We start from the raw sequence: 24,203 nt of genomic DNA, 5'->3' as shown, positions 1-24,203 counted from the left end.
ACATCCGGCACCTCCGCCATGGCTAGGTGCCAACCATGTCGCGGGACAGGTGCCAACTATCTCGTGAAGTCGAACACTGTCAGCCCGACCGAAGAAGCCGCCTCTGACCTGCGAAGACGCGGGTCGGAGGCGGACCCGGTCCGTCGTGGCGCCGTGGTCGTACACCCGGGGTGATCCCGACCCAGGACCGTGCGGGGGATCATGATGGCCCATGACCGAGACCGACGTGGCCTGGCTGGGCACGACCGTGCTCGTGTGGGCCCACCCCGACGACGAGACCTACCTGAGCGGCGGGCTCGCGGTGACGCTGAGGGATGCGGGACACCGGGTCGTGGCCGTCACCGCGACGCGCGGCGAAGCCGGTGGACCGAACACGACTCCGGAAGCTCGCGCGGAGACGGCGAGGACTCGCACGGCGGAGCTCGACAAGGCGTTGAGAGTGCTCGGCATCAGCGAGCACCTCTGGCTGGACTACGAGGACGGCCGGTGTGCCGAGGCGGACCCCGAACCGGCCGTCAGGCGCCTCGTGCGGTTGCTCGAGGAGGTGAGGCCCGACACGGTCGTGACGTTCGGCCCGGACGGGTTCACGGGTCACCCTGACCACCGCACCGTGAGTCGGTGGGTGGATCTGGCGGTGACGCGATGTGACCGTGCACCCCGGTTGCTCCACGCCGTTGTCACCGAGCAGGACCGCATCGACCCACAGCTGGACAACGACTTCGGGGTCTTCGAGCTCGGCCGGCCTCGCATCTGCGATCCGGCCGAGGTGGCGCTGCGCCTGCCGCTGGACCCCGACGCGCTGCGCCGCAAGGTGTCGGCGCTGGAGGCACAGGTGTCGCAGACTGCCGGGCTGATCGCCGCGGTGGGCATCGACCGGTTCACGGCCTGGGTGGCCGTCGAGGTGTTCGCCGATCCTGCCAGTCCACGGCGCTGAGCAGGCGGTGCCCGCGCGGGTCAGGGGCCTCGGTCGGCCTGGTCCTGGGCGCGGAACTCGGCCAGCATCCGCTGCTCGGCGTCGCGTCGGGGGAACAGGGTGGCCACGATGACGGCACCCAGGAGCACCGCCACGAGACCCGCGGTGTAGGCCCACTGGTCGCCCTCGAGGAACGAGGACTTGGCGGCCGCGATGATCTGGTCCGAGTACTTGGGGTGCTGCTCGGCCAGCGCCGCGGCGCTCGAGAACGACTTCTGCAACGTCGCCTCCGTCGCGTCGGTGACGTTGGCGGAGGAGTCGGCCTTGGAGGTCATCGCGGACGCGTAGCCTGCGGTGAGGAGGGCGCCGAGGATCGACTGCATGATCGCGCCACCGAGGTCGCGCTGCAGGTCGGCGGTGCCGGACGCCATCCCGGCCCGTGCCACGGGCACCGAGCCGGTGAGGGAGTGGGAGGCCGGCGTACCGGCGAAACCCACCCCGGCGCCGATCAGCGCGTAGCCGAGCCCCACTCTCCAGTAGGACGCCGACTCGTCCCAGAGGAGCAGCATCACCAGGAAGCTCAGGAAGCAGAACACGTAGCCGAGGAGCAGGGTGAACCGGGCTCCGTGCGACTCGACCAGGCTCGCCGACCGCGGCGCGACGAGCACCATCAGGACGACCGCGGGCAGGATCGACATGCCGGCCTCGAGAGGCGAGTACCCGAGGACGTTCTGCAGGTACTGCTGGCCGACGAACATCGCGGCCATCAGGGTGCCGAAGACGATGATCCCGGCGAGGGCCGCGACCCAGAAGGTACGACGACCCGCGATGTCCAGGTCGTACAGGGGGTTGGGGGCGCGGCGCTGCCGGACCACGAAGACGAGGCCGGCGGCCACCGCGATCAGGACCAGGACGGCCACCGCCGTCCCGGCGTTCGGGACCGCGGCGAAGTTGATGCCGAGCACGAGGGCCGCGATCAGCACCACGGACAGCAGGCCGCCGAGGTTGTCCACCGGCTCGGGGGACTCGTGGACGTGGGCGGGGACGAGGAACCAGGCCATGACGAGGGCGACCAGGGCCAGCGGCAGGGTGACGAGGAAGACCGAACCCCACCAGAAGTGCTCGAGGAGGAACCCCGACAGCAGCGGGCCCAGGGACGAGATGGCACCACCGAGGGCGGACCAGAGGGCGATGGCGCGGGTCCGGCCGGGGCCCGACCACAGGGCGGTGATCAGGGCGAGGGTCGTGGGGTAGGCCATGCCCGCCGAGAGGCCCCCGATGACCCTCGCCACGATGAGCACCTGCTCGTTGGGTGCGTACGCCGCCAGCAGGCAGGCCGGGACGGACAGGATCACGCCGAGCAGCAGCAGCAGCTTGCGGCCGTACCGGTCGCCCAGCGCCCCGAGGTAGAGCACGGAGGCCGCGAGGCCCAGTGAGTACCCGACCGCGATCAGGTTGAGCGAGGTCTGGGAGGCGTCGAAGGCCTTCCCGATGTCGGGGAGCGCGACGTTGGCGACGGCGAGGTTGAGGTTGGCGACCGCCGCCACCAGGATCAGCGTCAGCAGCACCAGCCCCGCGCGCTGGGGTGCGGCGTCGGCCTCCGGTGCCGGCGCCGCCGCACCCTCGGTGCTCGTGGGCATGATCAGCCGGGGGTCACGCCAGAGCCTTCGCCTTCAGCGACTCGTACTCGTCCTGGGTGATGTTGCCGGCGTCCAGGAGGGCCTTCGCGTCGGCGATCTGCTCCGCAGGGCTCTTCGCACCACCGGCGACCTGCTTGATGTAGTCGTCCTGCTGCGCCTTGACCTGCGCGGCTGCGGCGGCCTGCCGCTCGGACATGCTGCGGCCCCGGGCGATCAGGTAGATGATCGCTCCGAGCCACGGCACGAGGATGAGCAGGATGGCCCAGCCGGCCTTGCCCCAGCCGCTCAGCGTGTGGTCGCTGAACAGGTCGAACAGGCAGCGGAACCAGACCATCAGGGCCGCGACCCAGATGAAGAACCAGAAGCTCCACAGGAGCACGTCCCAGAAGTCGGTGCTGAGAGAGTCCATGTCCACGGTCATTCCCTTTCGTCGGTGTGAGGAAGCGGTGCCGGGTCACCCGGCGTCGTCGGCCGCCCAGCGCTTGGCGGCCTCCAGGTCGGCGAGGGGGAACGCTCGCGCCTGGCCCGGCCACAGGATGCTGAACATCTTGATCGCCGGGCCTGCCCAGCGGGCGTCGGTCACGACCGCGATCCGCGCGAAGGCCGCCGGGTGGCGCCCGCCGAGCTTCAGGTCCTCCCAGACCGCTTCGCCCTCGTAGTCGTCGAACTCGGGTCCGAGGACGTAGACCAGACGGACCTTGCCGTGCTCGGTGATCGCGTTCTCGATCGCCGGGACCAGGACGTCCTCGTAGTCCTCCTTCTCCACGTCGTCGACCGCCTCGAGCCCGAGGACCCCCGGGGGCATGTCGCGCAGGATGCGGATCACGGTCATCCCTCCTCCGTCGTCGTTCCGGCCGCAAGCGCACCCCAGAGTGCCGGTCCGGGACCGCGGACGTCTCACCGGTTGCGGGTGAATGCCTGCGGGGTCTGCGGTCACCCGCGCGGGGGGAGGCGGACCGTGGAGGAGGCCGCGCATGGTCGCGGCATGGCTGGGGCACTGCAGGTCACCGAGGCAGACATCGAACGGATCACCCACCGGCTGTTCCTGTCGCTGGGCGACCGACAGCGGAACCTGACGGCGTTCTGGGTGCTGCTGGTGCTCGCCGCGGTGATCGCGTCGGCGGGCGTCGTGGCCGACTCGACGGCGACCGTGATCGGCGCGATGATCGTGGCGCCGCTGATGACGCCGATCCTGGGCACGGCGCTGGCGATCGTGCTCGCCGACCGTCGCCAGCTGGCGTCCTGCCTCGTCCTGGTCGTCGGGGCGTCCGTGGCCGTCGTCGCCGTCGGGTTCCTGGTGGGACTGACGATCCCCGTCGAGGTCGTGGCCGAGAACAACAGCCAGGTGGCGTCACGGGTGAGCCCCAAGCTGATCGACCTGGTGGCGGCCGTGGCCACCGGCCTGGTGGGGGCCTTCGCCCTGATCCGCTCCGACGTCTCCGACACCCTGCCCGGCGTCGCCATCGCGATCTCGCTGGTGCCGCCGCTCGCGGTCGTGGGGCTCACCCTCGAGTCCGGGGCCGGGGACCAGGCCCGCGGCGCGCTGCTGCTGTTCGGGACCAACGTCGCGGCGATCATCGCCACGGGGACCGTCCTGCTCCTGGTCTCCGAGCTCCGCTCGACCGCGATCCGGACCGGCGCCGAGGTGGGTCGGGTCGGCGGCCGCTCGCTGGCAGCGGTCGCGGCGTCGCTCCTCCTCGTCGCCGTCCCGCTGGGCATCGGGAGCGTCAGCGTGCTGCGCGACCAGCAGCTGGTCTCGACCTCCCAACCGGTCGTGCACGACTGGGCGCAGGCCCAGGAGTGGACGGTCACCGACCTCACGGTCCGCAACGGCAGGCTTCGGGTCGAAGCGGTCGGGCTGCTCCCGGAGCCCGACACGTCCTCGCTCCGGAAGGACCTCGACGACGCGGGACTGGGTGACGTCGCCGTCGACGTGGAGCTGCTCCTCGGGGGTCAGCGCACCCTCGAGGGCGGCTGAGCCGGGCGCGGGAGGCTCAGGCCGCGCTGCGGCGCTCCTCCGCCCGGAGCGCCAGCGCGGCGATGATGGTGATCGAGCCGTAGCCGATCAGCCAGACGACCGCGATCACGACGAGCGCACCCAGCGACCAGTCGGGGTTGACGACCAGGAACAGGCCGATGACCACCCCGAGGATGCCGCGGACCACCTGCCAGGCACGGTGCCGCGTGCTGGAGGTCAGGAAGGCGCCGGAGAGGTCGGCCACCCCCACGGCGATCACGCAGATCCCGATGATCCAGCCGATGAAGGTGAGGGTCTGGAGGGGGTCGAAGAGGAACAGCACGCCGACCACCAGCGAGACGGCCCCCCCGAGGATGAACGTGCCGCGTCGGGGGCCCGCCCCCGCGGTGAAGCCGATGAAGATCTGCGCCACGCCGGCGACGATGAGCTGGAAGGCCAGCAGGATCGCCAGCACGGTGACCGTCTCGCCGGGCCAGGCGGCCAGGACCACGCCCAGGACGAAGGCCACGATGCCAGCGGTCAGGACGACACCCCACCGAGGCGCCATCAGCTCCCGAGGTCCGGTGACGGAGGCTGGCTCGTGGGAGCTCGCGGTGGACCCGAAGTCGTCGCTCATGGCACCAGCGTGACCGCCCGTACGCCGTTCGGGGTTCACCGACTTCGGGTGGACTCCGACCCCGACCCCCGCGTGCGAGGGGCACGGCGCTCCTCACCCGAAGCGGGTGGGTCAGGCGGCGTCGGCCCCGCCGTGCCCGCCGGGCGCGGAGTCGGTGTGCAGGAAGGGGAGCGGGTTGCCGGAGGCGGGCGGGCCGGACGCCAGCCAGAGGCTCAGACCCTGCGGGTCCCGGTGGTCGATCTCGTCGAGGATGCGCTGGCGGTAGTCGACCACCGCAGCCCGGCTGGTCGGCGGGCGCGCGTCGAGAAGCGTGAAGTAGCTGCGGCGCCAGGCCCGGCAGAGCCCGCCGAGGTCGAGGTCGGGCAGCTGGCGGGACGTGGGGCCGAGGTCTGCGGTCTCCCGACCGGGCTCGGGGGTCGGTGGCGCAGCGGTGGACCCCCGCACCCGACGTGCCCAGAGCCACCGGGCCGGTCCGGTGGTGGCGACCAGCGCGCAGACCCACAGCAGCCCGGCGAGGCCGAAGGCGAGGAGGAGGCCCATCCAGCTCATCGCGTGGAGACCGGCGAACGCTCCCCGCCAGTAGCCCACGTCCACGTCCTCCGAGACCCGCACCAGGTGGACCACCACCACGCCCACGAGGCCGAGGAAGGCCACCCAGTAGAGGCTCTCCGGTCCGACGATCGCCCAGCACGTCGTGAGACCCACGGCGGCGGAGAGGGCGTGGAACAGCCCTGCCAGGTGAGCACCCGCGGTCGACCGCCCGAGCCTGTTCCGCAACGGACGAGACATCTGTGGCCCCCGTGTTCTCCTCACCATCGCGCCGGGGTCGCTACTCCGTCGATCGGATGCGTGCGTCCATTCCACCGTCCTGCCGAGGCCCCGGCATCCCCCTCGTCAGGTGAGACGGAGCGGCCCGCGCTCACCCGCGAGGGGTGACGCCGACCGCGTCCCCGGACGGGAGGATGGGGCGACCCCGAGGACGGTGCACACCTCCGGGTCGGAGGCGCCATGGTCAACGACGAACCGACGTCCGGCCGCTCGCGGCGGGTGACGCTCGCCGATCTCGGACGCCTCCTGTCCGGGTGGCTGGTCACCTCGCTCACCCTGGTGCTGGCCGATGCCGTCCAGCCGGAGCTGACGGCGTCGTCCTTCTGGAGCCTGGTCGCGGTGGCCGCCGTGAGCGGCGTGGTCGGCCTCGTCGTGCGGCCCCTCCTCATCGCGGTGTCGGCCCGCCTGGGCTGGATCGCCGTGCTGCCCCTCGCGCTGGTGGGGCAGGCGGTCGTGATGTACGTCGCCATGCAGATCGTGCCGGGCATCACCGCCACCTTCCTCGCGGCGTTCGTGACCAGCTGGATCTGTGCCGCGGTCGGGACGCTGGTCGCGTACGTGACCACGGCCGGCACCGACGACGGGCTGACCTCGGCCCTCGCCCGACGTGTGCGCCCCCGGGCGCTGGAGGACCCGGAGGTCGAGGGCGTGGTGATGGTCCAGCTCGACGGCGTCCCCTTCCCGGTCCTGCGCTGGGCGGTGCAGGCGGGCGGGGTGCCCACGATCCGCCGCTGGGTGACCTCGGGGGCCTACCGCCTGAGGGAGTGGACCCCGCAGATGCCCTGCACCACGCCGGCCAGTCAGCTCGGCATCCTCCACGGCACGGTTGCCGGTGTCCCGGCGTTCCGGTGGTACGACCGGGAGCTCGGCAGGGTCCTGGTCGCCAACCGCCCCGACGACGCGCGGATCATCGAGGACCGCGCGACCGACGGCAGGGGGCTACTGTACGACGACGGTGTCTCGATCTCCAACCTGTTCTCGGGCGACGCACCGCGGTCGCTGCTGACGATGAGCCGGGCGGGCTCCAGCCGGGGCACGCCGCAGACCCGGAAGGCGCTGGCGTGGTTCCTGCTCACCCCGACGGGCTTCGCGCGCAGCCTCACGCGCACCCTCGTCGAGATCGTGAAGGAGCGCTGGCAGGCGCACCAGCAGGAGCGTCACCAGCTCGACCCGCGGGTGCACCGGGGCTGGACCTTCGCCGCGCTGCGGGCCGTGACCAACGCGCTGCTCCGCGACGTCAACACGGCCCTGGTGGCCGAGGAGATGTTCCGGGGCACCAAGGCCGTCTACGTCGACTACGTCGACTACGACGAGATCGCGCACCACGCCGGCATGTTCCGGCGTGAGTCGCTGGCAGCGCTCGAGGGCCTCGACCGGGTCCTGGGGCAGCTGGAGAGGCTCACCGAGCGGGCGCCCCGTCGCTACCGGATCGTCGTCGTCTCCGACCACGGCCAGTCGCAGGGGCGGCCGTTCGCGGACCGGTACGGCTCCGACCTCTCGGCGCTGTGCTCCGACCTGATGGCACAGGACGTCACGTCGTACGCCGAGTCGGTGGAGGGCTGGGGGAGGGCCGACTCGCTGGTGGAGGACATCGGGAGCGAGGGACTGTCGGGCCGGCTGGCCGCATCGGCTGATCGTCGTGTCGACCGCGCCACGGGTGACGACGGCGGACCGCCGACGGACGTCGTCGTCCTCGGGTCGGGCAATCTCGGACTCGTCTACGTGCCCGGTGAGCGGCGACTGGTCCTCGAGGAGATCGAGGCACGCTGGCCGCGCCTGCTGCCGGGGCTGTGCGAGCACCCCGGGGTCGGGTTCGTGGCCGTGGTCGACGCCGACGGGGTCCCGTGGGCACTCGGTCGCGACGGCCGCTGCCACCTGACGACCGGCGCGGTCGAGGGCACCGATCCGCTCGGCGACTTCGGCGACCACGCCCGGCGGGTGCTGACCCGGGCGGTGCTGATGCCGGAGGCGCCCGACGTCTACGTCAACAGCCTGGTCGACGAGGACACCCTCGACATCGCGGCGTTCGAGGCCCTCGTCGGGGCCCACGGCGGCCTCGGCGGCTGGCAGGACAGCGCCGTGCTGCTCGCCCCCCGGGACCTCGCCGCCACCGTGCCGGAGCGGGTGGAGGGGGCCGACGAGCTGCACCGGGTCCTGGTGGGCTTCCTGGAGCGGGCGGGCCAGCGCCGGACGTCACCGACTCCGGTCGGCGGGGAGTGACCAGGTCTGGCCGAGCGGGAGCCGGATCACCTCGCACTCCGGTGCCGCCACGGCGACCTCGTCCACGAAGGCGTCGAGCGGGCGGTCGAGCCAGTCGCTCATCCACGTCATCAGGGGCGGGTGCAGCGTTCCCCAGTGCACCGGCAGGGCAAAGCGGGCCCGGGTCACCGCGCAGGCCTCGGCCGCCTCGGCCGGCCCCATGTGGTTGGCCGAGAGGCGTGGCCCCCAGCCGCCGATCGGGACGAGCACGACATCGAGCCGCTCGACGCCGGCCTGGTCGCACAGCTGTCCCATCTCGTCGTGCAGGGCGGTGTCGCCCGCGACCCACACCGCGGTCGAGCCCGCACGGACCAGGTGGCCGTTCGCGTCGTTGGGCCGGTGCGGCATGGGCCGGCCGTGGTGGACCGCCCTCACCAGCCGCACCCGGACGTCGCCCACGTCGGTCCAGTCGCCGGCCGCGAGCCCGCCGAGACCCTGCTTGCGCAGCCACCGGGCGTTGTCGTCGCTGGTGAGGACCGGCACGTCCGGGAGCAGCCGCAACGACCGGAGCTCGGCGTGGTCGTGGTGCAGGTGGGACAGCAGGACGGCGTCCGTCCCCCGCCAGTCCGCCTGCTCCGGGACCGGTCCCCGCCTGCGCAGCAGGCCGTTGTGCCGGAGCAGCAGCGGGTCGGTCAGCAGCCGCTGCCCACCCAGGTCGATCACCACCGTCGAGTGACCGAGCCAGGTCAGGCTCAGGACGCCGTCGTGCACGTGCGTGCCCGGTGGGCCGGGTGGTGTCAGGCGCCGAGGATCCGGGCCTTCTGGGCCGCGAACTCCTCGTCGGTGAGGACCCCGCTGGCGTGCAGCTCGCCGAGCTGCTTGAGCTGGGCGATCGGGTCGGCGGCCGGGGCGCTCGGAGGCGGCGGCGCCGCCGCCATGGCGCCCTGCTGGTAGGCCTGGCCGCGCTGGGCCATGATCTGGGCGTCGCGATCCGCAAACCTCTCGGCCTGTCGGCGCTGGACGCGGCCGCTCACGGCCGAGGCCGTGCCGGCGACGACAGCGGTCCGGGCGACGCCTCGGAGCAGTCCGGGCATGGTGGTCCTCCTTCAGTCGTTCACGGGGTGCCCGCGTCGGCGGACTCGAGGGCGTCGAGGGCGTCCATGACCACCGTCGCGGGGATGCGGCCGCTGGCGATCAGCTCGCCCCCGGAGCTGCGGGCGGCCGCCACGAACGGCGCGGCCCACGTGTTCTCGTAGACCAGGAGCGCGGCGACCGTACCCGGCGTCATCGCGTCGGCGGCCTGCTGCATGTCCTCGTCGTCGAGCAGCCCGGAGGCGGCGCCGGCGAAGTACTGGAAGTCCTGGGCGACGGGGGAGTCGCGCAGCTCGATCGCCTCCACGGCGCCGCTCTCGGTCTTGCTGATGACCATCAGGTCGTAGATCCGGATGATCCCGGCCTCGACCAGGTCCAGCAGCCTGGGCGCCACCTCACCCGTGAGCTGGTCGGCGGGGAACTCGATGAGCACGAAGTCCACCGGTCCGTGCGCCTCGCTCGTTGCCTCAGACACCACGCCTCCTCACGTCGACACCGACGGCCCGCCGTACGCCGGGCCGCGTCGGTCCACTGTCGCCTCCACCCCGGCGCCGCGGGTCACCCGTCTCGGATGAATCGCGCCCCCGGGCGGTGACGGGGCCGGCCTGTCCGCGCCGGATGGGTCACCCGGGACGGATGAGGCGCGCGCCCCGCGTGCCCACGACACTGGCCAGACCCGACGCGAACGGAAGGTGGTCCAGGAGATGTCGTTCTGGGACATTGTGTGGTTCCTCTTCATCAGCTTCGCCTTCATCGCCTACCTGATGGTGCTGTTCAGCATCTTCAGCGACCTGTTCCGTGACTCGGACACCTCGGGCTTCGTCAAGGCGATCTGGATCGTCCTGCTCGTCCTGCTGCCGCTGGTCACCTCGCTGGTCTACGTGATCGCGCGGGGACCGGGAATGGCCCGCCGCAACGCCGAGGGTCTTGCTCGGCAGCGCCGGGACCAGGAGGCCTACATCCGCGACGTGGCCGGCCAGGGCAGCAGCAGCCCGGCGGACCAGATCGCGCGGGCCAGGGAGCTGCTCGACGCCGACCTGATCAGCCAGGCCGACTACGAGCGGCTCAAGGAGAAGGCACTGACCTGAGGGCGTGGGGCGTTGGCCGCCGAGGCAGGGACGCACGACCGGGCCCGCAACCGCTACATCCTGTGGGCGCTGGCGCGGTCGTTCCTGATCGCCGTCGCCATCGTCGTCGCGTTCTTCGTCCTGCCGTTGGACGCGACGGATGCCATGAGCGGGGTGGTGACACTGGTCGGCGGCCTCACGGCGGTCGTCGTCGTGCTGGGCTGGCACATCCGGCTGATCCTGGTCGCACCGTTTCCCGCCGCGCGTGCGGTGTCGGCGCTCGTGGTGACCCTGCCGCTGTTCGTCGTCGTCTTCGCGGCCATCTACTACCTGATGGCGGCCGCGGACCCGTCCCAGTGGAGCGAGCCGCTCACCCGGCTGGACGCCCTGTACTTCACCGTCACGGTCTTCGCCACGGTCGGCTTCGGTGACATCACCGCCGTGTCACAGACCGCCCGAGCCCTGACGACGCTCCAGATGGTCCTCGGCCTCACCCTCGTGGGCGTGATCGCCCGCGTCGTCGTGGGCGCCGTCCAGGTGAACCTGCGGCGCAGCGGCCGCAGCTGAGCCGGGGGCCTGGCCTCAGCCCCGGGCGGTGTCGGCGTCGTCGGCAGCGCGCGGCGTGCCGGCCGGGGCGGCCAGCAGCTGCAGGACGGCGAGGGCGAGGACGACGGCGAGAGTGGTCCACAGCACCACCCACGCCGTGGGGGAGGACCACAGCAGCAGCACGAGGGCTCCCAGGCCGACCACGACGACCTGCAGCAGGCGGCGGTGGGCGCCGAGCCAGGTGCCGAACCGGCCGACCTCCCAGCCGGTGGCCTGCTCACCGCGCCGGCGCATGCCCCCGAACCCGCGCTCGAGCCCCGCACGCGCCCGGACCGCCTGCGGCGAGCGGCCGCTGAGGAACGCCGCGACCGCCACGACCAGGCCGAGCACGGCCACGGCGCGCAGCGTGGTGCGGAGGAAGCGCACCAGGGTGTCGAAGACACCACCGGCCGCCTCCGCGGTGAGGATGTCGGCGGGCGTGGTGGTGACGTACGCCGACCGCGCGAGCGCCAGCGCGATGCCGAGCACCACCATGCCGACCGTGACGCCCAGCGCGCCCCTCATCAGGGCGCGCCACCGGTCGCGCGCGAGGAGCACCCCCGCCGCGATCAGGCCCAGGCTGACGAACGGCAGCCAGGTCCCGAGCGCGTCGAGCAGGCGGTACGCCGACTGTGCCCTCGTCACGGCATCCGACTGCACCAGGGTGAACTCGACGTCGACGGTGGGGATGTTCCCGGCCAGCGTGAACCCGGCGTCCACCATCTGCTGGCTCACCTCCTCGACGACGGGTCCCAGGTTCAACGTGATGGTGTCGCCCTGGGCCGTGACGGCGCCGCCCTGCTCACCCTTGAGCAGCCGCACCACCTGCTGGTGGGCGACCCGGTTGACCTGCGCCCAGACGACGGCGAACCGGGGGCTCGCCAGGGCACGGTTGACCTGCTCCCGCGTGAAGTTCTCGATGCCGTTGGAGATCGGCACCGCCAGCGCAGGGAGGGTGGCCGCCACGCGGGGTGGCATGTCCTCGAGCTTGCTGAGGCTGGTGAGTGCCTCTGACGTCACCTGCTGGAGGTCGAGGTTGTCGAGGACCACGGTGGTCACCTTGTCGGCGAGCGCTGACTGGACCGCAGGCTGCTCGGCGATCGGCGCGACGGTCTCCACGTAGGTGTCGGTGTCGGCGAGGATGTCGTTGACCCAGACCGACGCGACCGACACCGGCGCCAGGACGCAGCCCAGGATGATGCAGAGCCCCGACACGGCCGCTCGCCACGCCGACCCGGAGACGGCCTCCGAGGGCCCTTCCTCGCGCGCCGCCAGCTGCCCCTCGAGCTCTGCGACCCGTTCCCGGAGCCGGGCGACCTCCGTCCTGTCGTCCATCGGCAAGCACCCCCTCGCTGTGCCGTCAGGCTGGCACCGGGTGCGCTGCTCCACGTCATGCGCAACGGGTGAGTGTGGTGCGGGTGTCGGCGTCGGCGACGCCCCCTCGACGGAGAGGAGACGCCCGTGTCATCCGCGCGGGACGAGGCGCCGGAGCGGCTGCTGGGGTGTGCTGGCGTCGTAGCTCACGACGCCTCGGGAGGAGCGATGCCGGCGAGCACCTACGAGATCCGCCTGTGCGGCCTTGTCCCGACCGACTACCTGCTCGCGCAGTGCGGTCACGTCAACGCCGCCGAGCAGGAGCTCCGCACCGTGGTCAGCGGCGAGTTCGTCGACCAGGCCGAGCTCCACGGCTTCCTGGATCGCCTCCGTTCGCTGGGCCTCGAGGTCGTCGAGGTACGACGCGTCGTCACCTCGGCCGGGTCGGAACGGACGTCGCACGACGAGGCGGCGACGTGAGCGGTCATGCCCCCCGGGTCCAGGGCGAGGACCTGCACCGGCACCTGGCGGCGTACCGGAACCTGCGTGTGCAGCTGGAGCGGGCGATGCTCCCGCTGGCGACGTCGCTGGACGGCCTGACCTTCGAGTTCCAGGCGCCGCTGCACGACCTGGCCTTCCGCAGCGGTGGCTACGTGGTCCTGGAGACCTCGGCCGGGCCACGCCTGGGCCAGGTGGTGACGCTGGAGTCGAGCACCCACGCCACCGCGGCGGAGCTGGCGCCCGGGGCGGAGACCGACGTGACCCTCCGGTACGCCCGGGGGACCGGCACCGTGCTGGAGACCGACGGCACCGCGTTCCACGACGCCGCCGTCCGGCCGGCCGGTGCTGACGAGGTGGGTCCCTGGCTGACGTCGCGGGTCCCTGCCGGGCGTGCCGGGCTCACGATCGGTGAGTACGCCCTGGCGCCGGGCGTCACGGCGACGCTGGACAGCGGGGGGCTCACCCGGCACACGTTCGTGTGCGGGCAGTCGGGATCCGGGAAGACCTACTCGCTGGGCCTGCTGCTGGAGCGCGTGCTGGCCGAGACCAGCATCCGGGTCGTGGTGCTGGACCCGAATTCCGACTACGTCGGCCTGGGCTCGGTGCTGGAGGACGCCGATCCCGGGCTCGCCGCCCGCTACGCGCACGTCTCCGACGAGGTGTCGGTGTGGGGCGACACCGCGGCGGCCGATCGGCGGCTGCGGCTGCGGTTCGCCGAACTGGATCCTTCGATCCAGGCCGCGGTGCTCGACCTCGACCCGATCGCGGACCGCGAGGAGTACGCCGAGCTGCTCGAGCAGGTGGAGGCGCGGCGGGACGGGACGTCGCCGCCGACGGCGCCGGAGGAGCTGCTGACCGCGGACTCGCCGCGCGTGCGACAGCTCGGGCAGCGGGCCGCCAACCTGGGCGTGCTCCGGTGGCGGATCTGGGGGCCGACCGAGCCGTCCCTGGTCGCCGCGCTGCGCGCCCACGAGCACCGGTGCACGATCGTCGACCTCGGTTCGCTGGCCACGGTGGGGGAGCAGCGCCTGGTGACCCAGGCGGTGCTCGCGACGATGTGGGAGCTGAGGGCGCAGCGCGTCCCCTGTCTGCTCGTCGTCGACGAGGCCCACAACATCCTGCCGGCGCGGCCCGAGGACCCGCTGACGCGGCTCTCCACCGAACGGGCCGTCCAGATCGCCGCCGAGGGCCGCAAGTACGGCCTCTACCTGCTGTGCTCGACACAGCAGCCGCACAAGGTCCACGAGAACGCCGTCTCGCAGTGCGACAACCTGGTGCTGATGCGGATGAACTCACGGGCCGACATCGCCGACCTGGTCCGGATCTTCTCCTTCGTCCCCGAGGGCCTGCTGGCGCAGGCGACCGGGTTCCGGATGGGACAGGCCCTCGTGGCGGGTCGGCTGATGCCGGTGCCCGGGTTCGTGCAGATGGGCCGACGGATCACGCGCGAAGGCGGTACCGACGTGCCGGCCACGTGGGCCGTTCCGCGCTCCGGGGAGTGACCGAGGGGCGGAGAGGCGGCCACCCGTTCCCGGTGAGGCCCGGCGCGAGGCGCCGACGGCATCGTGACGCGCGAGGAGCGACCGACGAGGAGTCGCCAGCGAGGTGGACATGACTGCTGTCGAGCCACGGGCAACAGCCCCGTACCCGCCGTACCGGCGTTCCCGGCTCCAGCCGCCCGACGCCACGCCGCACCACCTGCGGCGTGAGCGGCTCTCCGGCCTGCTGGAGGCGAGCACCGCCCCCTTGGCCCTCCTCAGCGCTCCCGCGGGCTCGGGCAAGACCGCGCTCGCCGCCGAGTGGGCACACCGTGCGGCGGGCAGCCGCCAGGTCGTGTGGGTCGGGTGTCACGGCCGGCGCGACGTCGACCCGTGGCCCGAGGTGCTGCGCGGCATGCAGGGTGAGCGGAGCCGTGCCGCCGACCACGTGGAGCAGGTCCTCGCGACGGCAGCACGCTCCCCGTCTGGGTGGACCGTCTTCCTCGACGGGTACGACGTGCGCACCACCGCGGCGGCCGAGGAGCTCGAGCGCCTGCTCACGTGCGCGGGCGGGGACCTGCAGGTGGTGCTCACGACCCGGACCGACCCGGTCCTCCCGCTGCACCGCTACCGCCTGGCCGGTGACCTGCTCGAGCTCCGGGCCGCCGACCTCGCCTTCACCGACGAGGAGGCCACCAGGTTGTTGCGGGCGGGCGGGGTCGAGCTGACTCCCGACGACCTGCACGTCCTGAACCAGCGCCTCGCCGGCTGGGCGGCCGGGCTCCGCTTCGTGCTCCCCACGCTGGCACACAGTCCTGCCCCGGAGGCGCTCGTCGCGAGTGCGGTCACCCACAACGGCAGCATCAACGCCTTCCTCGTCGAGGAGGTGCTCGACGCGCAGCCCCCGGCCCTGCGTGACCTGATCCTCACCACCAGCGTCCCCGACACCCTGGCCCCGGAGCTGATGGAGGAGCTCACGGGTGAACCGGCCGCGCCGACGACGCTCCAGCTGCTCCGGGCCAACGTGTTCCTGGAGACCGCCCCCGACCAGCTGTCAGGCGTGCGCTACGTACCGTTCTTCCGCGACCTGGTGCGGGCCCAGCTGGCCTACGAGGCCCCGGAGCGCCACCGCCGCCTGCACCGCACCGCGGCCGCCTGGTACGCCGCGCGGGGCGGCTGGGAGCGGGTGGTGTCCCACCTGGAGCACGCCGGCGACCGGCCCGACTGTGGTGCGCTCCTCGTCGACCACCTGCTCGTGGGTCGTGTCCTGTGCGAGCGACGCGGTGACCCGTTCCGCCGGCTCGTGGCCGGCACGCCGTCCGACGGCCGGACCGGGGCGGGCGACCACCTCCTCCGGGCCGCGACGGCGTGGGCCGACGGGCACGAGGACGGTTGCTCCGCACACCTCGACGCCGCGCGCGCGGCAGGCACGTCGGGACACGGTGCCGTGACCGTGGCCGTCCTGGAGACCGTCGTCGCCGGGCGGGTGACGGACGCGCGGCGTGCCGAGCAGCTGGCCGACCGGGCGGCGGACGCCCTCGCCGCGGCCAGGCCCCGTCCCGGCGGCCCCGCCGAGGACATCGGCGCCGTCCTGACCCTGGCCCGCGCGGTGGCCGCGCTGCGCCTGGGTGCGGTGGAGCGTGCCGAGCGCCTGCTGACGGCGTGCCTGGACAGTCCGACCGCTGCGTGGTCGAGCGGGTACCGCTGCCAGGCCCTGGCTCACGCGGCGCTGCTGCACGCCCGGCTGGGCGACCTGCCGCGCGCCGCCGCCGAGGCGGACGAGGCGCTGGCAGCCGCGCACGAGGGCGATGCCTCGACGTCGGTGGCCACGCCCGCACACCTGGCTCGCGCGTACGTCGCGTGGGCGTCCGACGACCTGGCCGCCGCGCGCGCCCACCTCGCGGAGACCTGGGCCCATCCCGAGCCGTTGTGGCGGGTCGCGGAAGCCGTCGTCGCGTCAGGAGTGGCGCGGTCCGCCGGTGAGGCGGAGCACGCCAGGGCGCGCCTGGAGGCCGCGGCGCCCGCAGCAGCGCAGGCCGGCCCGTGGGCGACCGCGTGGCTCGACGACGAGAAGGCCGTCCAGGAGGAGGCGACACCCTCGCTGCGGCAGCCGTCCGGGTCAGGCGGTCGGGTCCTCGAGCCGTTGACACCGCGGGAGCTGGACGTGCTCGCGGCCATGAGCGAGTGGCTCACGACCGAGGAGATCGCCGAGACGCTGTTCGTCTCGGTGAACACCGTGCGCACCCACGTGCGCAACATCCTGACCAAGATGGGCGTCAGCCGCCGCAACGCCGCGATCCGGGAGGCGATCCGCCTCGGCCTCCTCACGTCCGACCCGCGCGAGCTGACGCCGGACCGGTCCGGCTGATGCGCGGCACCGGGCAGGGGCGCAGGGCGAGGCCGGTGGTGAGGTCCCGGCACCCGTTCGGTCGCCTGCCGATACGCCTGCGCAGGGAGGACGAGGAGAGCACCGCAGCCGGGATCTACGGCATCATCGTCGGCGCCGCAGTGATGGCCTCGGCCCACGTCGACACGGCCGGGGCGGTGATCGCGGCCGTGGGCGTGACCCTGGTGGTCTACTGGCTGGCCGAGCGGTACGCCCGTCTCGTCGCCGCGCGGATCCACGCCGACCGCAAGCCGACGTGGCGAGAGGTCCGTCACCAGCTGGGGCAGGGCTGGGAGATCGTGACGGCGTCGGCCCTGCCGCTGATCGTGCTGGCCGCGCTCACCACGCGGGGGGTCGGCGTCACCCCCGCGGTGTATGCCGCCCTCGGCTGCAGCACCCTGCTGCTGTGCCTGGCGGGGTGGGAGATCGGGCACGGCACCCGGCTGTCGCTCCTCGAGCGCACCATGCTGATCGTGGTCGCCGGGGGCTTCGGGGGCCTGATGATCGGCCTGAAGGCGGTGCTCCACTGACGCAGCGCCGTCCGGGGGCCTCGGGCACCCGTCACTCGCCCGCAGCGTCCTCGCGTGCCGCAGCCGGCGCGACCTCCGGCGGTCCCGGCGCGGGCGGGTCGTGGACGCCGGTGAGCAGGGGGATCAGCCACCAGTTGCGGGGGTCCGCGTCGACGAGGAGGGCCCGGGCGAAGAGGCTGAGCGGGATGGCCAGCAGCGCCCCGAGCGGGCCGAGCACCGCCGCCCAGAAGATCAGGGACAGGAAGGTCAGGCTCGTCGAGAGCCCGACCGCCTGGCCGACGAAGCGCGGCTGGATCACCGACTGGATCACCACGTTCAGGACGCAGTACCCCACGAGGACCGCCAGCGCGCCGCCCCAGCCGTTCTCGAGGAGCCCGAGGATCAGGGGCGGGATCAGGCCGATCACGAACCCGATGTTCGGGATGTAGTTGGTGATGAACGCCAGCATCCCCCACAGCCACGGCAGCGGGATGTCGAGCAGGTAGAGGAGGCCGACGTCGAGGACGGCGACGATCAGGCCGAACACGCTGGACACGACGATGTAGGTGCGGGTGCCGGCGGCGAAGCCCGACATGGCGCCGGCGAAGCGGCCGTGCGCCTGGTCCAGCGCGCCGAGCATCCGCGGCAGCGCCACGCCGTCCACGGCGAGGAAGAGCAGCAGCGTGACGATGAAGAAGAGGTTCGAGAGCACGCCGAGCAGGCTGCCGAAGACGCCCGCGAACAGGTCGAGGGCCTGACCCGGGTCGATCGCCGAGGTGACCGCCTCGATCTGCTTCTGGTCCACGCCGAAGGTCTTCAGCCAGTCGGCGGCCTCGTTCGCGAGGCCCTGCAGGTCGTCCTGGTAGGTGGGCAGGAGCGTGGCCAGCCGCGCGACCGCGACCACCAGGGACAGCACGAGGACCGCCAGCACGAGGTAGACCGTCACGATGACCGCGGTGGTCGCCAACCAGCCGGGCACCCGGTGCCGCGTCAGCCAGCCACGGAGCGGGTGTGCGCAGATGGTCAGGACCAGCGCCAGGAACGCGGGGGCGATCAGGTCGGCCATGCCCCGCATCCCGGCGATCACGACCACGGCGGCGGCGCCGCCGAGGAGCACGACGACGGTCCGGGGCAACAAGGGGGAGGGGAGCGACGCCGGTGTCGTCATCGGGTCGACCTCCTCGCGTGGGCGTCCGTCCAGGACGGGATCTCCGCGCCAGCATCGGGTGGGTCCGCGGAGGCGCGCATCCTGCGCGACGGGTGAGTTGCCATGCTCGCCCCGCCTACGTCCGCGTCCAGTCGTAGATGACCGTGGTGCCCAGGAGCAGGTCCTGGACCGATCGCCGCGAGCCGGTCATCGCGCACCACAGGACGCCCACCGGGAACACGACGTAGAGCGCTGCGCGCACCACCGCGACCACGAGCCGCGGCGGCCCGCCACGCCGGTCGACCACGCGCAGCCCCATGACGTCGTCACCCCAGGTGCGGCCCGCCACCCACCACGCCCCGGCCAGGTAGGCGACCGCACCGAGGGCCGCGATGGCGAGCAGCAGGGGTCGGGACGGCGTGAGCAGGTGGAAGTCGCTGGGGCGCACCAGGAAGGACACCGCGTTCGCGGCCACGAAGCCGAGGGCGAGCAGGACCAGCAGCAGCAGCAGGTCGAGGACGCCGGCCGCGAGTCGGGTCACCAGGCCGGCTCGTCGCCCCTGGTGGAGCCGCGCCTCCCGGGGGACGGGGGAGACGGGCAGTGCGTCGGTCATGACGGGGCGACGGTGGCACGCTGCCCGCCCCGGGCGCCGGACTGTTCCGGGGACATGACCGGGACGACCTCCGCCGAGGCTCGACGGTGGCGCAGCAGCAGCCGGTCGACCGCCCGTCCGAGCGTGTCGTCGCCGGAGATCCCACGCATCCGGACCTCGCGGACGGCCTCGGAGGACACCGCGGAGGTGGACTCGCGGATGATCTCCGGAAGGTCGACCTCGGTGATCACCTGCTGGGCCAGGCCGGCCAGGTCGAGGCGGGCCACGAGCGCCTCGACGTCCACCCGCCGTACGACCTCGTCGGCCGCGCGCGGCACGACGGCATCCAGCGTCCGGCCGAACCAGCTGACGAGCGCCGTCCGGTCGCCGTACCCGCGGTGCGACAACCGGGCGAGCGCGCGACCGGGCTGCAGGCGCGCGGGCAGCAGGGGCGGGTGCAGCACGAGGACGTCGAGCCAGGGGGCGGAGAGGACCTGCACGCGGGTGACGATCCCGCGGGTGAGGGTGATGGTGAGCACCACCGGACCGGCCACGGTCGTCGTCACCAGGGCGACACCCACGTCGACGAGCGAGACCGACTCGGCCTCCGTCTCACTCATCGGGGATCCGGAGCACGACGAGGATCTCGATCCCCATGGAGACCAGCAGGTTCATCACGCCGAGCAGCTCCTGCTGGTCGGTCACCTTGCCGATCAGGGTCGTGGAGTCGGCACCGTGCCGGGCCGTCAGGTGGGGGAAGGCGCCGCTGAGCTCGTCCGAGAGGTCGGCATCGACCTGGATGAGCATGCTGGCCATGGGACCCGTCACCTTTCCGTGCCGCGAGGGCTCGAGCGTCTCGGAATCTAGGAAGTCGGGGTGTCCGGCGGATCGCCGTATTCGGGTGGCCGCGACGCGCGCAGGGGCAGGGACAGGAGCCCCGCGATGCGTTCACCGGGAAAGGGGGAGGCGACGGCACGTCCCTGGACCGAGCGTAGACCGACACAGTCACCCGACGACGGAAGGAGATGCGCGCATGCCCGAGTCCACGCTCACCGTGTGGAAGTTCGAGACACCAGCCGGAGCGGGCGAGGCCGTCCGCACCCTGGGCGAGATGCAGAAGCAGGGTTTGATCACCATCCTGGACTTCGCGACCGTCTCGTGGGAGGAGGGCAAGAAGAAGCCCGCCACCAAGCAGGGCGCGCCGACCACCTCCGCCGGTGCCCTCGGCGGCGCGTTCTGGGGCATGCTCTTCGGCCTGATCTTCTTCGTCCCGCTGCTGGGTGCGGCGGTGGGGGCAGCGACGGGTGCCCTGACCGGGTCGCTCGCCGACGTCGGCATCGACGACGACTTCATCAAGAGCGTGCGCAACGAGGTCACCCCTGGCACGTCCGCCCTGTTCCTGATGTCGACCGGCGCGGTCCTGGACCGGGTCAAGGACGGCTTCAAGGTCCACGAGCCGTCGGAGCTGATCTACACCAACCTCTCCGCGGAGCAGGAGTCGGCGCTGCGGCGGGTCTTCGAGGAGGAGTGACCCACGTCCGATCGCCGGTCGACCTCCGGCCCCGCACCTGACGGCGGGGCCGACCACTCCACGACCACCCTGACCGTCTGGCACTACGACTCGGCCATGGGAGCGGCCGCCGGCGAGGTCCGGCTGCGCAACCTCGAGGAGCGGGGAGCGCTCACCGTCATCGACGCGGTCACCGTGCTGTGGATGCCGCACGCGCCTCGACCGCGGGTGGGTCAGCTCCGGTCGCGGACGGGACAGGGTGCGCGTCGGGGAGCGGTGCTGGGAGGCCTGGTCGGAGCCCTCGTGCTGGTGCCCGTGGCGGGCGCCGCGGCGGGAGCGGGGGTGGGAGCCCTGGCCGGTCGCCTGCGGCACACCGGCATCGACACGGCGTTCCTCGAGGAGATCAAGGCGCGCCTGGCCCCCGGCACCTCCGCCCTGCTCGTGCTGTCGCAGGATGCCGACCTGGAGGCGATCAAGCCGTTCCTCGAGCGCGGTCGGAGCCGCGGCGACGTCACGCTGATGCACGCCCTGCTGAGCGAGGACGCCCCGGACACGCTGCGCGAGGTGCTGGGTTCGATGCCGGTGTCCGAGGAGTGACACCGACCGGCTCTCCCTCACCCGAAAGGGGTGACCTACCCGTTCCGGGTGACCCCAACACTGGGACACGGAGGGAGGGGCCGGCCAGGGTGGTCGTCGGGTGAGCGCGTCGGAGATGCCGGACGTGTGCGCGCGGCGGTATTCTCACGTTTCGGGCCACATCGGCCACCTGCCCGGAACCACCAGTTCCGTCCGTGCCACGGGAGCCTTGGGAGGAGCGACCGAGGACGACCTGACCGTGCGACGACAGGAGGCCCTGCCACCGGGTGGTGCAGGAGACACCGATGAACGACGAGGGAGGCCCGGCCGCACGGGTGGCGACCGGCGAGACACAGGGAGCACACGACGGTGTCGCGCGCCCGCAGTCAGGCACGAGGTCGCGGGCCCGTCCTCCCCGCGCAGGGACGCTGCCGATCCCGCCGCGCCACTTCGTCCCGCGCACGCGGCTGTGGAAGAGCCTCGATCGCTCCACCGCCATGGGCGTCACGCTGCTCACGGGACCGGTGGGCACCGGCAAGACCCTGGGGATCGCGGGCTGGCTGCGCGACCGCGGCCACGATCGTGACAACGCGATCTGGGTGCACGCCGACGCCGCCCTGACCGCGTCGCGGCTGCGTTCGGTGCTCGACCGCTCCTCGCACGGCGGCGGCTCGGTCAACGGCGCTCGTGGCGGCCCGAGCCTCGTGGTCATCGACGACGCCCACGAGCTCCCGCCCGCGAGCGTGCGGCTGATCGACGAGCGGCTGCGTGCCTCGCCGGAGTCGATGCGACTCGTGCTCGCCAGCCGGTGGGACCTCCCGCTGACCCGTCTGGTGCCCGAGCTCCTGGGACACCTCACCGTCCTGCGCGGCGAGCTGCTCCGCATGGACGACAGCGAGGCGGCGTCCGTGGTGGCGTCGCACCTGGGGGCCGACGATCCGGACGTGGTGCGCGCCGTGGTCGACTGGGGCGACGGCTGGAGCGCGGTGCTGGTGCTCGCGGCCCACGCCGTGGGCCGATCGCCCGACCCCGCGGCCGAGGTCCGACGGCTGACCCGAGGGGCAGCGCCGGTCGCCGACCAGGTGGCCAACGAGGTGTTCGCGACCCTGACGGTGCCGCAGCGTCACCTGCTGCTCTGCGTGAGCGGTGAGGGGCCGTTCAGCGCCGGACTCGCCGCCCACCTGTCCCACGACCGGCACGCCGCCGAGATCCTCGAGGAGCTGGAGACGACCGGCCTGCTGGTCACCCGGGTGCCGGGGGCCACCGACCACCTCGTCGACGACCCGTTCGCCGTCGACGCCGACCCGGCACCGGCCGACGACCGCTTCCTCATCCACCCGCTGCTGCGCGAGGTGGTGCGCCGCCGACTGGCCGTGGACAGTGTCGACGTGGTCCGGGCCAGGGCCACGGTCACCCGCGCCGTCCGGCTCGACCTGGCGAGTGGTCACACCTCCCGTGCCCTGCCGAGGCTGGTGCGGCTCTACGCCTACGACGAGGCCGCGGCCGTGCTGGCGCGCGACGCTGTCCACCTGGTGCTCGGCCCCGGCCACGGCGACGAGGTCGCCCTCGTCGCGCGCGCCCACCCGGAGATCGTCGACGCCCATCCGTCGACGTGGTTCGCCGTCGCCCTGGACCGCTGGCTCGCCGACGACCAGGCCGGCATCGAGCACTGGACGACCCGCATCCTCGAGCGGTCGGACCGGCGGCGCCGTACCTCTCCCGCCACCGAGGCGTCCGCCTCCGACCAGCCCATCCCGGCGCAGGTGGCGTGCGCCCACCTGTGGCGCGCCAAGCTCGGGCTCGAGCCGATCGACGCGGCCGTCGCGGCCGCCGAGCCGCTGGTGCACCGGATGCGGGACCACGACGGGGTCACCGGCGCCGACGCGCAGGTCCTCGCCGTGCTGCTGACGGAGCTGGGCACCGCCCAGGGGTGGCTCGGAGACTTCGACGCCGCCAGGACCAGCTTCTCCGCGGCTCTGGTGCTCTGCCGCAGCCAGGAGCTGACGGCGATGGCGGCCGCAGCGATGTCACACCTCGCCCTGACCGAGTTCATGGCCGGCCACGACCGTGCCGCAGCCGAGGTCGCCACCGAGGCGTTCAGCATGATCGGCGAGGGCGGGACCTGGCGGCTGCGGTTCGCGCCCGCGCGGGCGGGGCTGGCCCTCTTCCTGGGCAGCACCATGGCGATGCCGTGGGCGAGCGAGCCTGCTCCGCCCGCCTTCGGCGACAACTGGCGGCGGACCCACTCCGGTGACCTGACCACGCGCTTCTGGTCGCGCGCACGCGACGCGATGCTCGAGACGTGGGCGGGCTCGCTGGCGTCGGCCAGGGCGCTCCAGACCGGCCCGGTCGACGATCCACGGCTGCAGGACGCCGCGCTGCCGCGCCACCTCCGCGTCTCGCAGATCGCCTCGAGGGCGATGCTGGCGGCCCTCGCGGCCGACCAGGGAGCGCTGGAGGGCATGGAGAGGGAGCTCGTCTCGCTGGGCAGCCCGGGAGAGGCACGCTTCGTCGAGGGGCTGCGGGCCGACTGCCAGGGTGACCGGAAGACGGCGCTCCAGGCCTTCGGTGAGGCCGCGGATGCGGCGGTGTGCCCACAGCCTCCGGTCCGGGCGATGAGCACGGCCTGCGCCGCCCAGCTGCTCGACAGCCTGGGCGAGGCGGACGCCGCCCTCGACCGCCTGGCCGAGGCCGCGACGTCGACCGCCGTACGTCGCAACGGGATGGCGTTCCTCGGTTGGTCGCGCCAGGGCACCCCCATGGAAGCCCTGCTCCGGCGGCTCGCAGCGCGGACCGGCTCGGCCTGGGTCCAGGAGCTCGCCGAGCTGACCTCGGGCCAGGCCGACGTGATCTCGAGCTTCGAGTCCTCGACGGCACTCAGGCTCGAGCAGCGGGACGCCACGGGCCCGCTGGTGGGGCCGTCCCTGAGCCCGCGCGAGCGTGAGGTGCTCGGCGAGCTGGCGCGAGGGGCGACCTACGCCGACATCGGCAGCCGGCTCTACCTCTCGCCCAACACCGTCAAGACGCACGTCTCCAGCTTGTACGCGAAGCTGGGGGTGTCCCGCCGCAGCGACGCCCTCGCGGTCGCCCGGGCCCACCACATTCTCTGAGCCCAGCCGACGCGGCGGAGCCGCGGCGGCGTGGGGGCGAAGAGGTTGAGGGATCGCGGCGGGCCCGAGCCCGCGAGGGGCGGCCTGTGGGCTCAACCTTGAGTGCAACGCCTTGACATGATCGAGGTGTTGCAGATGGCTCGTCCTCCGTGGCCGTGTGAG

Annotated in this window: 25 protein-coding genes; 12 read left to right on the top strand and 13 right to left on the bottom strand. The window is 72.9% G+C overall.

Annotated features, from left to right (window positions below; all coding sequences use genetic code 11):
- The first annotated feature begins 211 nt into the window (after window positions 1–211).
- Window positions 212–934, top strand: coding sequence for a PIG-L deacetylase family protein (locus tag ACQ1X7_RS19715; RefSeq protein WP_432479947.1), 723 nt, complete (start codon window positions 212–214; stop codon window positions 932–934).
- Between the two features lie 20 nt (window positions 935–954).
- On the opposite strand, the gene ACQ1X7_RS19710 is transcribed toward ACQ1X7_RS19715, so the two are convergent.
- Genes ACQ1X7_RS19710 through ACQ1X7_RS19700 form a run of 3 tightly spaced genes read right to left on the bottom strand, consistent with a single transcriptional unit; the run spans window position 955 to window position 3,385 of the window.
- A complete protein-coding gene (locus ACQ1X7_RS19710) occupies window positions 955–2,553 on the bottom strand; it encodes an MFS transporter (RefSeq protein ID WP_432479946.1) in 1,599 nt (532 codons plus the stop codon).
- A gap of 13 nt (window positions 2,554–2,566) precedes the next feature.
- Complete coding sequence (locus ACQ1X7_RS19705) at window positions 2,567–2,962, bottom strand: PLDc N-terminal domain-containing protein (RefSeq protein WP_432479948.1); 396 nt, start codon at window positions 2,960–2,962, stop codon at window positions 2,567–2,569.
- Window positions 2,963–3,007: 45 nt separating this feature from the next.
- A complete protein-coding gene (locus ACQ1X7_RS19700) occupies window positions 3,008–3,385 on the bottom strand; it encodes an STAS/SEC14 domain-containing protein (protein ID WP_432479945.1) in 378 nt (125 codons plus the stop codon).
- A 153-nt stretch (window positions 3,386–3,538) separates the two neighbouring features.
- Between ACQ1X7_RS19700 and ACQ1X7_RS19695 the strand changes: the two genes are divergently transcribed.
- Window positions 3,539–4,531: a DUF389 domain-containing protein gene (locus tag ACQ1X7_RS19695; RefSeq protein ID WP_432479944.1), complete on the top strand. Its 993-nt coding sequence runs from the start codon at window positions 3,539–3,541 to the stop codon at window positions 4,529–4,531.
- Window positions 4,532–4,547: 16 nt separating this feature from the next.
- Here ACQ1X7_RS19695 and ACQ1X7_RS19690 read toward each other — a convergent pair whose 3' ends face one another.
- Both ACQ1X7_RS19690 and ACQ1X7_RS19685 read right to left on the bottom strand, forming a co-directional pair.
- Window positions 4,548–5,147: an HdeD family acid-resistance protein gene (locus ACQ1X7_RS19690; protein WP_432479943.1), complete on the bottom strand. Its 600-nt coding sequence runs from the start codon at window positions 5,145–5,147 to the stop codon at window positions 4,548–4,550.
- 111 nt (window positions 5,148–5,258) lie between these two features.
- Window positions 5,259–5,852: a hypothetical protein gene (locus ACQ1X7_RS19685; protein WP_432479942.1), complete on the bottom strand. Its 594-nt coding sequence runs from the start codon at window positions 5,850–5,852 to the stop codon at window positions 5,259–5,261.
- Between the two features lie 303 nt (window positions 5,853–6,155).
- Here ACQ1X7_RS19685 and ACQ1X7_RS19680 point away from each other — a divergent pair, with 303 nt between their 5' ends.
- Window positions 6,156–8,195: an alkaline phosphatase family protein gene (locus tag ACQ1X7_RS19680; protein WP_432479941.1), complete on the top strand. Its 2,040-nt coding sequence runs from the start codon at window positions 6,156–6,158 to the stop codon at window positions 8,193–8,195.
- Here the strand turns inward: ACQ1X7_RS19680 and ACQ1X7_RS19675 are convergent.
- From ACQ1X7_RS19675 to ACQ1X7_RS19665, 3 genes are read right to left on the bottom strand one after another with little or no spacing between them, the layout of a single operon-like run.
- Window positions 8,169–8,945 carry an MBL fold metallo-hydrolase gene (locus ACQ1X7_RS19675; protein ID WP_432479940.1) on the bottom strand — a complete coding sequence of 259 codons (777 nt, stop codon included), beginning with the start codon at window positions 8,943–8,945 and terminating at the stop codon, window positions 8,169–8,171. The two genes, ACQ1X7_RS19680 and ACQ1X7_RS19675, sit on opposite strands and share 27 nt — an antisense overlap.
- Window positions 8,946–8,971: 26 nt before the next feature.
- Window positions 8,972–9,268, bottom strand: a complete 297-nt coding sequence (locus tag ACQ1X7_RS19670) for an SHOCT domain-containing protein (protein ID WP_432479939.1) — start codon at window positions 9,266–9,268, stop codon at window positions 8,972–8,974.
- A gap of 20 nt (window positions 9,269–9,288) precedes the next feature.
- Window positions 9,289–9,741: a DUF6325 family protein gene (locus tag ACQ1X7_RS19665; RefSeq protein ID WP_432479938.1), complete on the bottom strand. Its 453-nt coding sequence runs from the start codon at window positions 9,739–9,741 to the stop codon at window positions 9,289–9,291.
- A gap of 229 nt (window positions 9,742–9,970) precedes the next feature.
- Here ACQ1X7_RS19665 and ACQ1X7_RS19660 point away from each other — a divergent pair, with 229 nt between their 5' ends.
- Both ACQ1X7_RS19660 and ACQ1X7_RS19655 read left to right on the top strand, forming a co-directional pair.
- Complete coding sequence (locus ACQ1X7_RS19660) at window positions 9,971–10,354, top strand: SHOCT domain-containing protein (protein WP_432479937.1); 384 nt, start codon at window positions 9,971–9,973, stop codon at window positions 10,352–10,354.
- 12 nt (window positions 10,355–10,366) lie between these two features.
- Window positions 10,367–10,900 (top strand): potassium channel family protein, encoded by a 534-nt coding sequence (locus tag ACQ1X7_RS19655; protein WP_432479936.1) that lies wholly within the window; start codon window positions 10,367–10,369, stop codon window positions 10,898–10,900.
- Between the two features lie 15 nt (window positions 10,901–10,915).
- Here the strand turns inward: ACQ1X7_RS19655 and ACQ1X7_RS19650 are convergent, their stop codons facing one another.
- The gene (locus ACQ1X7_RS19650) at window positions 10,916–12,253 is read right to left on the bottom strand and encodes a hypothetical protein (RefSeq protein WP_432479935.1); all 1,338 of its coding nucleotides are present in this window, start codon (window positions 12,251–12,253) and stop codon (window positions 10,916–10,918) included.
- A gap of 126 nt (window positions 12,254–12,379) precedes the next feature.
- Here ACQ1X7_RS19650 and ACQ1X7_RS19645 point away from each other — a divergent pair, with 126 nt between their 5' ends.
- The 4 genes from ACQ1X7_RS19645 to ACQ1X7_RS19630 all read left to right on the top strand — a co-directional run bounded on the left by ACQ1X7_RS19645 (window position 12,380) and on the right by ACQ1X7_RS19630 (window position 17,127).
- Window positions 12,380–12,712, top strand: a complete 333-nt coding sequence (locus ACQ1X7_RS19645) for a hypothetical protein (RefSeq protein ID WP_432479934.1) — start codon at window positions 12,380–12,382, stop codon at window positions 12,710–12,712.
- Window positions 12,709–14,235 (top strand): ATP-binding protein, encoded by a 1,527-nt coding sequence (locus ACQ1X7_RS19640; RefSeq protein WP_432479933.1) that lies wholly within the window; start codon window positions 12,709–12,711, stop codon window positions 14,233–14,235. Before ACQ1X7_RS19645 ends, ACQ1X7_RS19640 begins: the two co-directional genes overlap by 4 nt.
- Before the next feature lie 109 nt (window positions 14,236–14,344).
- A complete protein-coding gene (locus ACQ1X7_RS19635) occupies window positions 14,345–16,579 on the top strand; it encodes a LuxR C-terminal-related transcriptional regulator (RefSeq protein WP_432479932.1) in 2,235 nt (744 codons plus the stop codon).
- A gap of 38 nt (window positions 16,580–16,617) precedes the next feature.
- Window positions 16,618–17,127 (top strand): hypothetical protein, encoded by a 510-nt coding sequence (locus tag ACQ1X7_RS19630; RefSeq protein WP_432479931.1) that lies wholly within the window; start codon window positions 16,618–16,620, stop codon window positions 17,125–17,127.
- A 31-nt stretch (window positions 17,128–17,158) separates the two neighbouring features.
- Here ACQ1X7_RS19630 and ACQ1X7_RS19625 read toward each other — a convergent pair whose 3' ends face one another.
- From ACQ1X7_RS19625 to ACQ1X7_RS19610, 4 genes are all read right to left on the bottom strand, one after another.
- Window positions 17,159–18,274 (bottom strand): AI-2E family transporter, encoded by a 1,116-nt coding sequence (locus ACQ1X7_RS19625; protein ID WP_432479930.1) that lies wholly within the window; start codon window positions 18,272–18,274, stop codon window positions 17,159–17,161.
- Window positions 18,275–18,389: 115 nt separating this feature from the next.
- Complete coding sequence (locus tag ACQ1X7_RS19620; RefSeq protein WP_432479929.1) at window positions 18,390–18,866, bottom strand: RDD family protein; 477 nt, start codon at window positions 18,864–18,866, stop codon at window positions 18,390–18,392.
- A complete protein-coding gene (locus tag ACQ1X7_RS19615) occupies window positions 18,863–19,465 on the bottom strand; it encodes a hypothetical protein (RefSeq protein ID WP_432479928.1) in 603 nt (200 codons plus the stop codon). Before ACQ1X7_RS19615 ends, ACQ1X7_RS19620 begins: the two co-directional genes overlap by 4 nt.
- On the bottom strand, window positions 19,458–19,661 hold the full coding sequence (locus ACQ1X7_RS19610; protein WP_432479927.1) for a hypothetical protein: 204 nt from the start codon (window positions 19,659–19,661) through the stop codon (window positions 19,458–19,460). Before ACQ1X7_RS19610 ends, ACQ1X7_RS19615 begins: the two co-directional genes overlap by 8 nt.
- A gap of 217 nt (window positions 19,662–19,878) precedes the next feature.
- Between ACQ1X7_RS19610 and ACQ1X7_RS19605 the strand changes: the two genes are divergently transcribed.
- The 3 genes from ACQ1X7_RS19605 (at window position 19,879) to ACQ1X7_RS19595 (ending at window position 24,041) form a co-directional block, all read left to right on the top strand.
- On the top strand, window positions 19,879–20,376 hold the full coding sequence (locus ACQ1X7_RS19605) for a DUF1269 domain-containing protein (protein WP_432479926.1): 498 nt from the start codon (window positions 19,879–19,881) through the stop codon (window positions 20,374–20,376).
- A gap of 96 nt (window positions 20,377–20,472) precedes the next feature.
- Window positions 20,473–20,952 carry a DUF1269 domain-containing protein gene (locus ACQ1X7_RS19600; RefSeq protein ID WP_432479925.1) on the top strand — a complete coding sequence of 160 codons (480 nt, stop codon included), beginning with the start codon at window positions 20,473–20,475 and terminating at the stop codon, window positions 20,950–20,952.
- A gap of 284 nt (window positions 20,953–21,236) precedes the next feature.
- Complete coding sequence (locus ACQ1X7_RS19595) at window positions 21,237–24,041, top strand: LuxR C-terminal-related transcriptional regulator (protein WP_432479924.1); 2,805 nt, start codon at window positions 21,237–21,239, stop codon at window positions 24,039–24,041.
- The last annotated feature ends 162 nt before the right edge of the window (window positions 24,042–24,203 follow it).

This window comes from Nocardioides sp. GXQ0305, from assembly GCF_050880345.1.
Classification (GTDB): domain Bacteria; phylum Actinomycetota; class Actinomycetes; order Propionibacteriales; family Nocardioidaceae; genus Nocardioides.
The sequence above is the reverse complement of the archived record's forward strand: the minus strand, read 5'-3'. Positions and strand labels throughout refer to the sequence as shown.

Excerpts from the sequence above, each read along its gene's own strand:
- ACQ1X7_RS19715 (WP_432479947.1), top strand. The coding sequence starts at position 212 with ATGACCGAGACCGACGTGGCCTGGCTGGGCACGACCGTGCTCGTGTGG.
- ACQ1X7_RS19710 (WP_432479946.1), bottom strand. The coding sequence starts at position 2,553 with ATGCCCACGAGCACCGAGGGTGCGGCGGCGCCGGCACCGGAGGCCGAC.
- ACQ1X7_RS19705 (WP_432479948.1), bottom strand. The coding sequence starts at position 2,962 with ATGGACTCTCTCAGCACCGACTTCTGGGACGTGCTCCTGTGGAGCTTC.
- ACQ1X7_RS19700 (WP_432479945.1), bottom strand. The coding sequence starts at position 3,385 with ATGACCGTGATCCGCATCCTGCGCGACATGCCCCCGGGGGTCCTCGGG.
- ACQ1X7_RS19695 (WP_432479944.1), top strand. The coding sequence starts at position 3,539 with ATGGCTGGGGCACTGCAGGTCACCGAGGCAGACATCGAACGGATCACC.
- ACQ1X7_RS19690 (WP_432479943.1), bottom strand. The coding sequence starts at position 5,147 with ATGAGCGACGACTTCGGGTCCACCGCGAGCTCCCACGAGCCAGCCTCC.
- ACQ1X7_RS19680 (WP_432479941.1), top strand. The coding sequence starts at position 6,156 with ATGGTCAACGACGAACCGACGTCCGGCCGCTCGCGGCGGGTGACGCTC.
- ACQ1X7_RS19670 (WP_432479939.1), bottom strand. The coding sequence starts at position 9,268 with ATGCCCGGACTGCTCCGAGGCGTCGCCCGGACCGCTGTCGTCGCCGGC.
- ACQ1X7_RS19660 (WP_432479937.1), top strand. The coding sequence starts at position 9,971 with ATGTCGTTCTGGGACATTGTGTGGTTCCTCTTCATCAGCTTCGCCTTC.
- ACQ1X7_RS19650 (WP_432479935.1), bottom strand. The coding sequence starts at position 12,253 with ATGGACGACAGGACGGAGGTCGCCCGGCTCCGGGAACGGGTCGCAGAG.
- ACQ1X7_RS19635 (WP_432479932.1), top strand. The coding sequence starts at position 14,345 with ATGACTGCTGTCGAGCCACGGGCAACAGCCCCGTACCCGCCGTACCGG.
- ACQ1X7_RS19625 (WP_432479930.1), bottom strand. The coding sequence starts at position 18,274 with ATGACGACACCGGCGTCGCTCCCCTCCCCCTTGTTGCCCCGGACCGTC.
- ACQ1X7_RS19620 (WP_432479929.1), bottom strand. The coding sequence starts at position 18,866 with ATGACCGACGCACTGCCCGTCTCCCCCGTCCCCCGGGAGGCGCGGCTC.
- ACQ1X7_RS19615 (WP_432479928.1), bottom strand. The coding sequence starts at position 19,465 with ATGAGTGAGACGGAGGCCGAGTCGGTCTCGCTCGTCGACGTGGGTGTC.
- ACQ1X7_RS19610 (WP_432479927.1), bottom strand. The coding sequence starts at position 19,661 with ATGGCCAGCATGCTCATCCAGGTCGATGCCGACCTCTCGGACGAGCTC.
- ACQ1X7_RS19605 (WP_432479926.1), top strand. The coding sequence starts at position 19,879 with ATGCCCGAGTCCACGCTCACCGTGTGGAAGTTCGAGACACCAGCCGGA.
- ACQ1X7_RS19600 (WP_432479925.1), top strand. The coding sequence starts at position 20,473 with ATGGGAGCGGCCGCCGGCGAGGTCCGGCTGCGCAACCTCGAGGAGCGG.
- ACQ1X7_RS19595 (WP_432479924.1), top strand. The coding sequence starts at position 21,237 with ATGAACGACGAGGGAGGCCCGGCCGCACGGGTGGCGACCGGCGAGACA.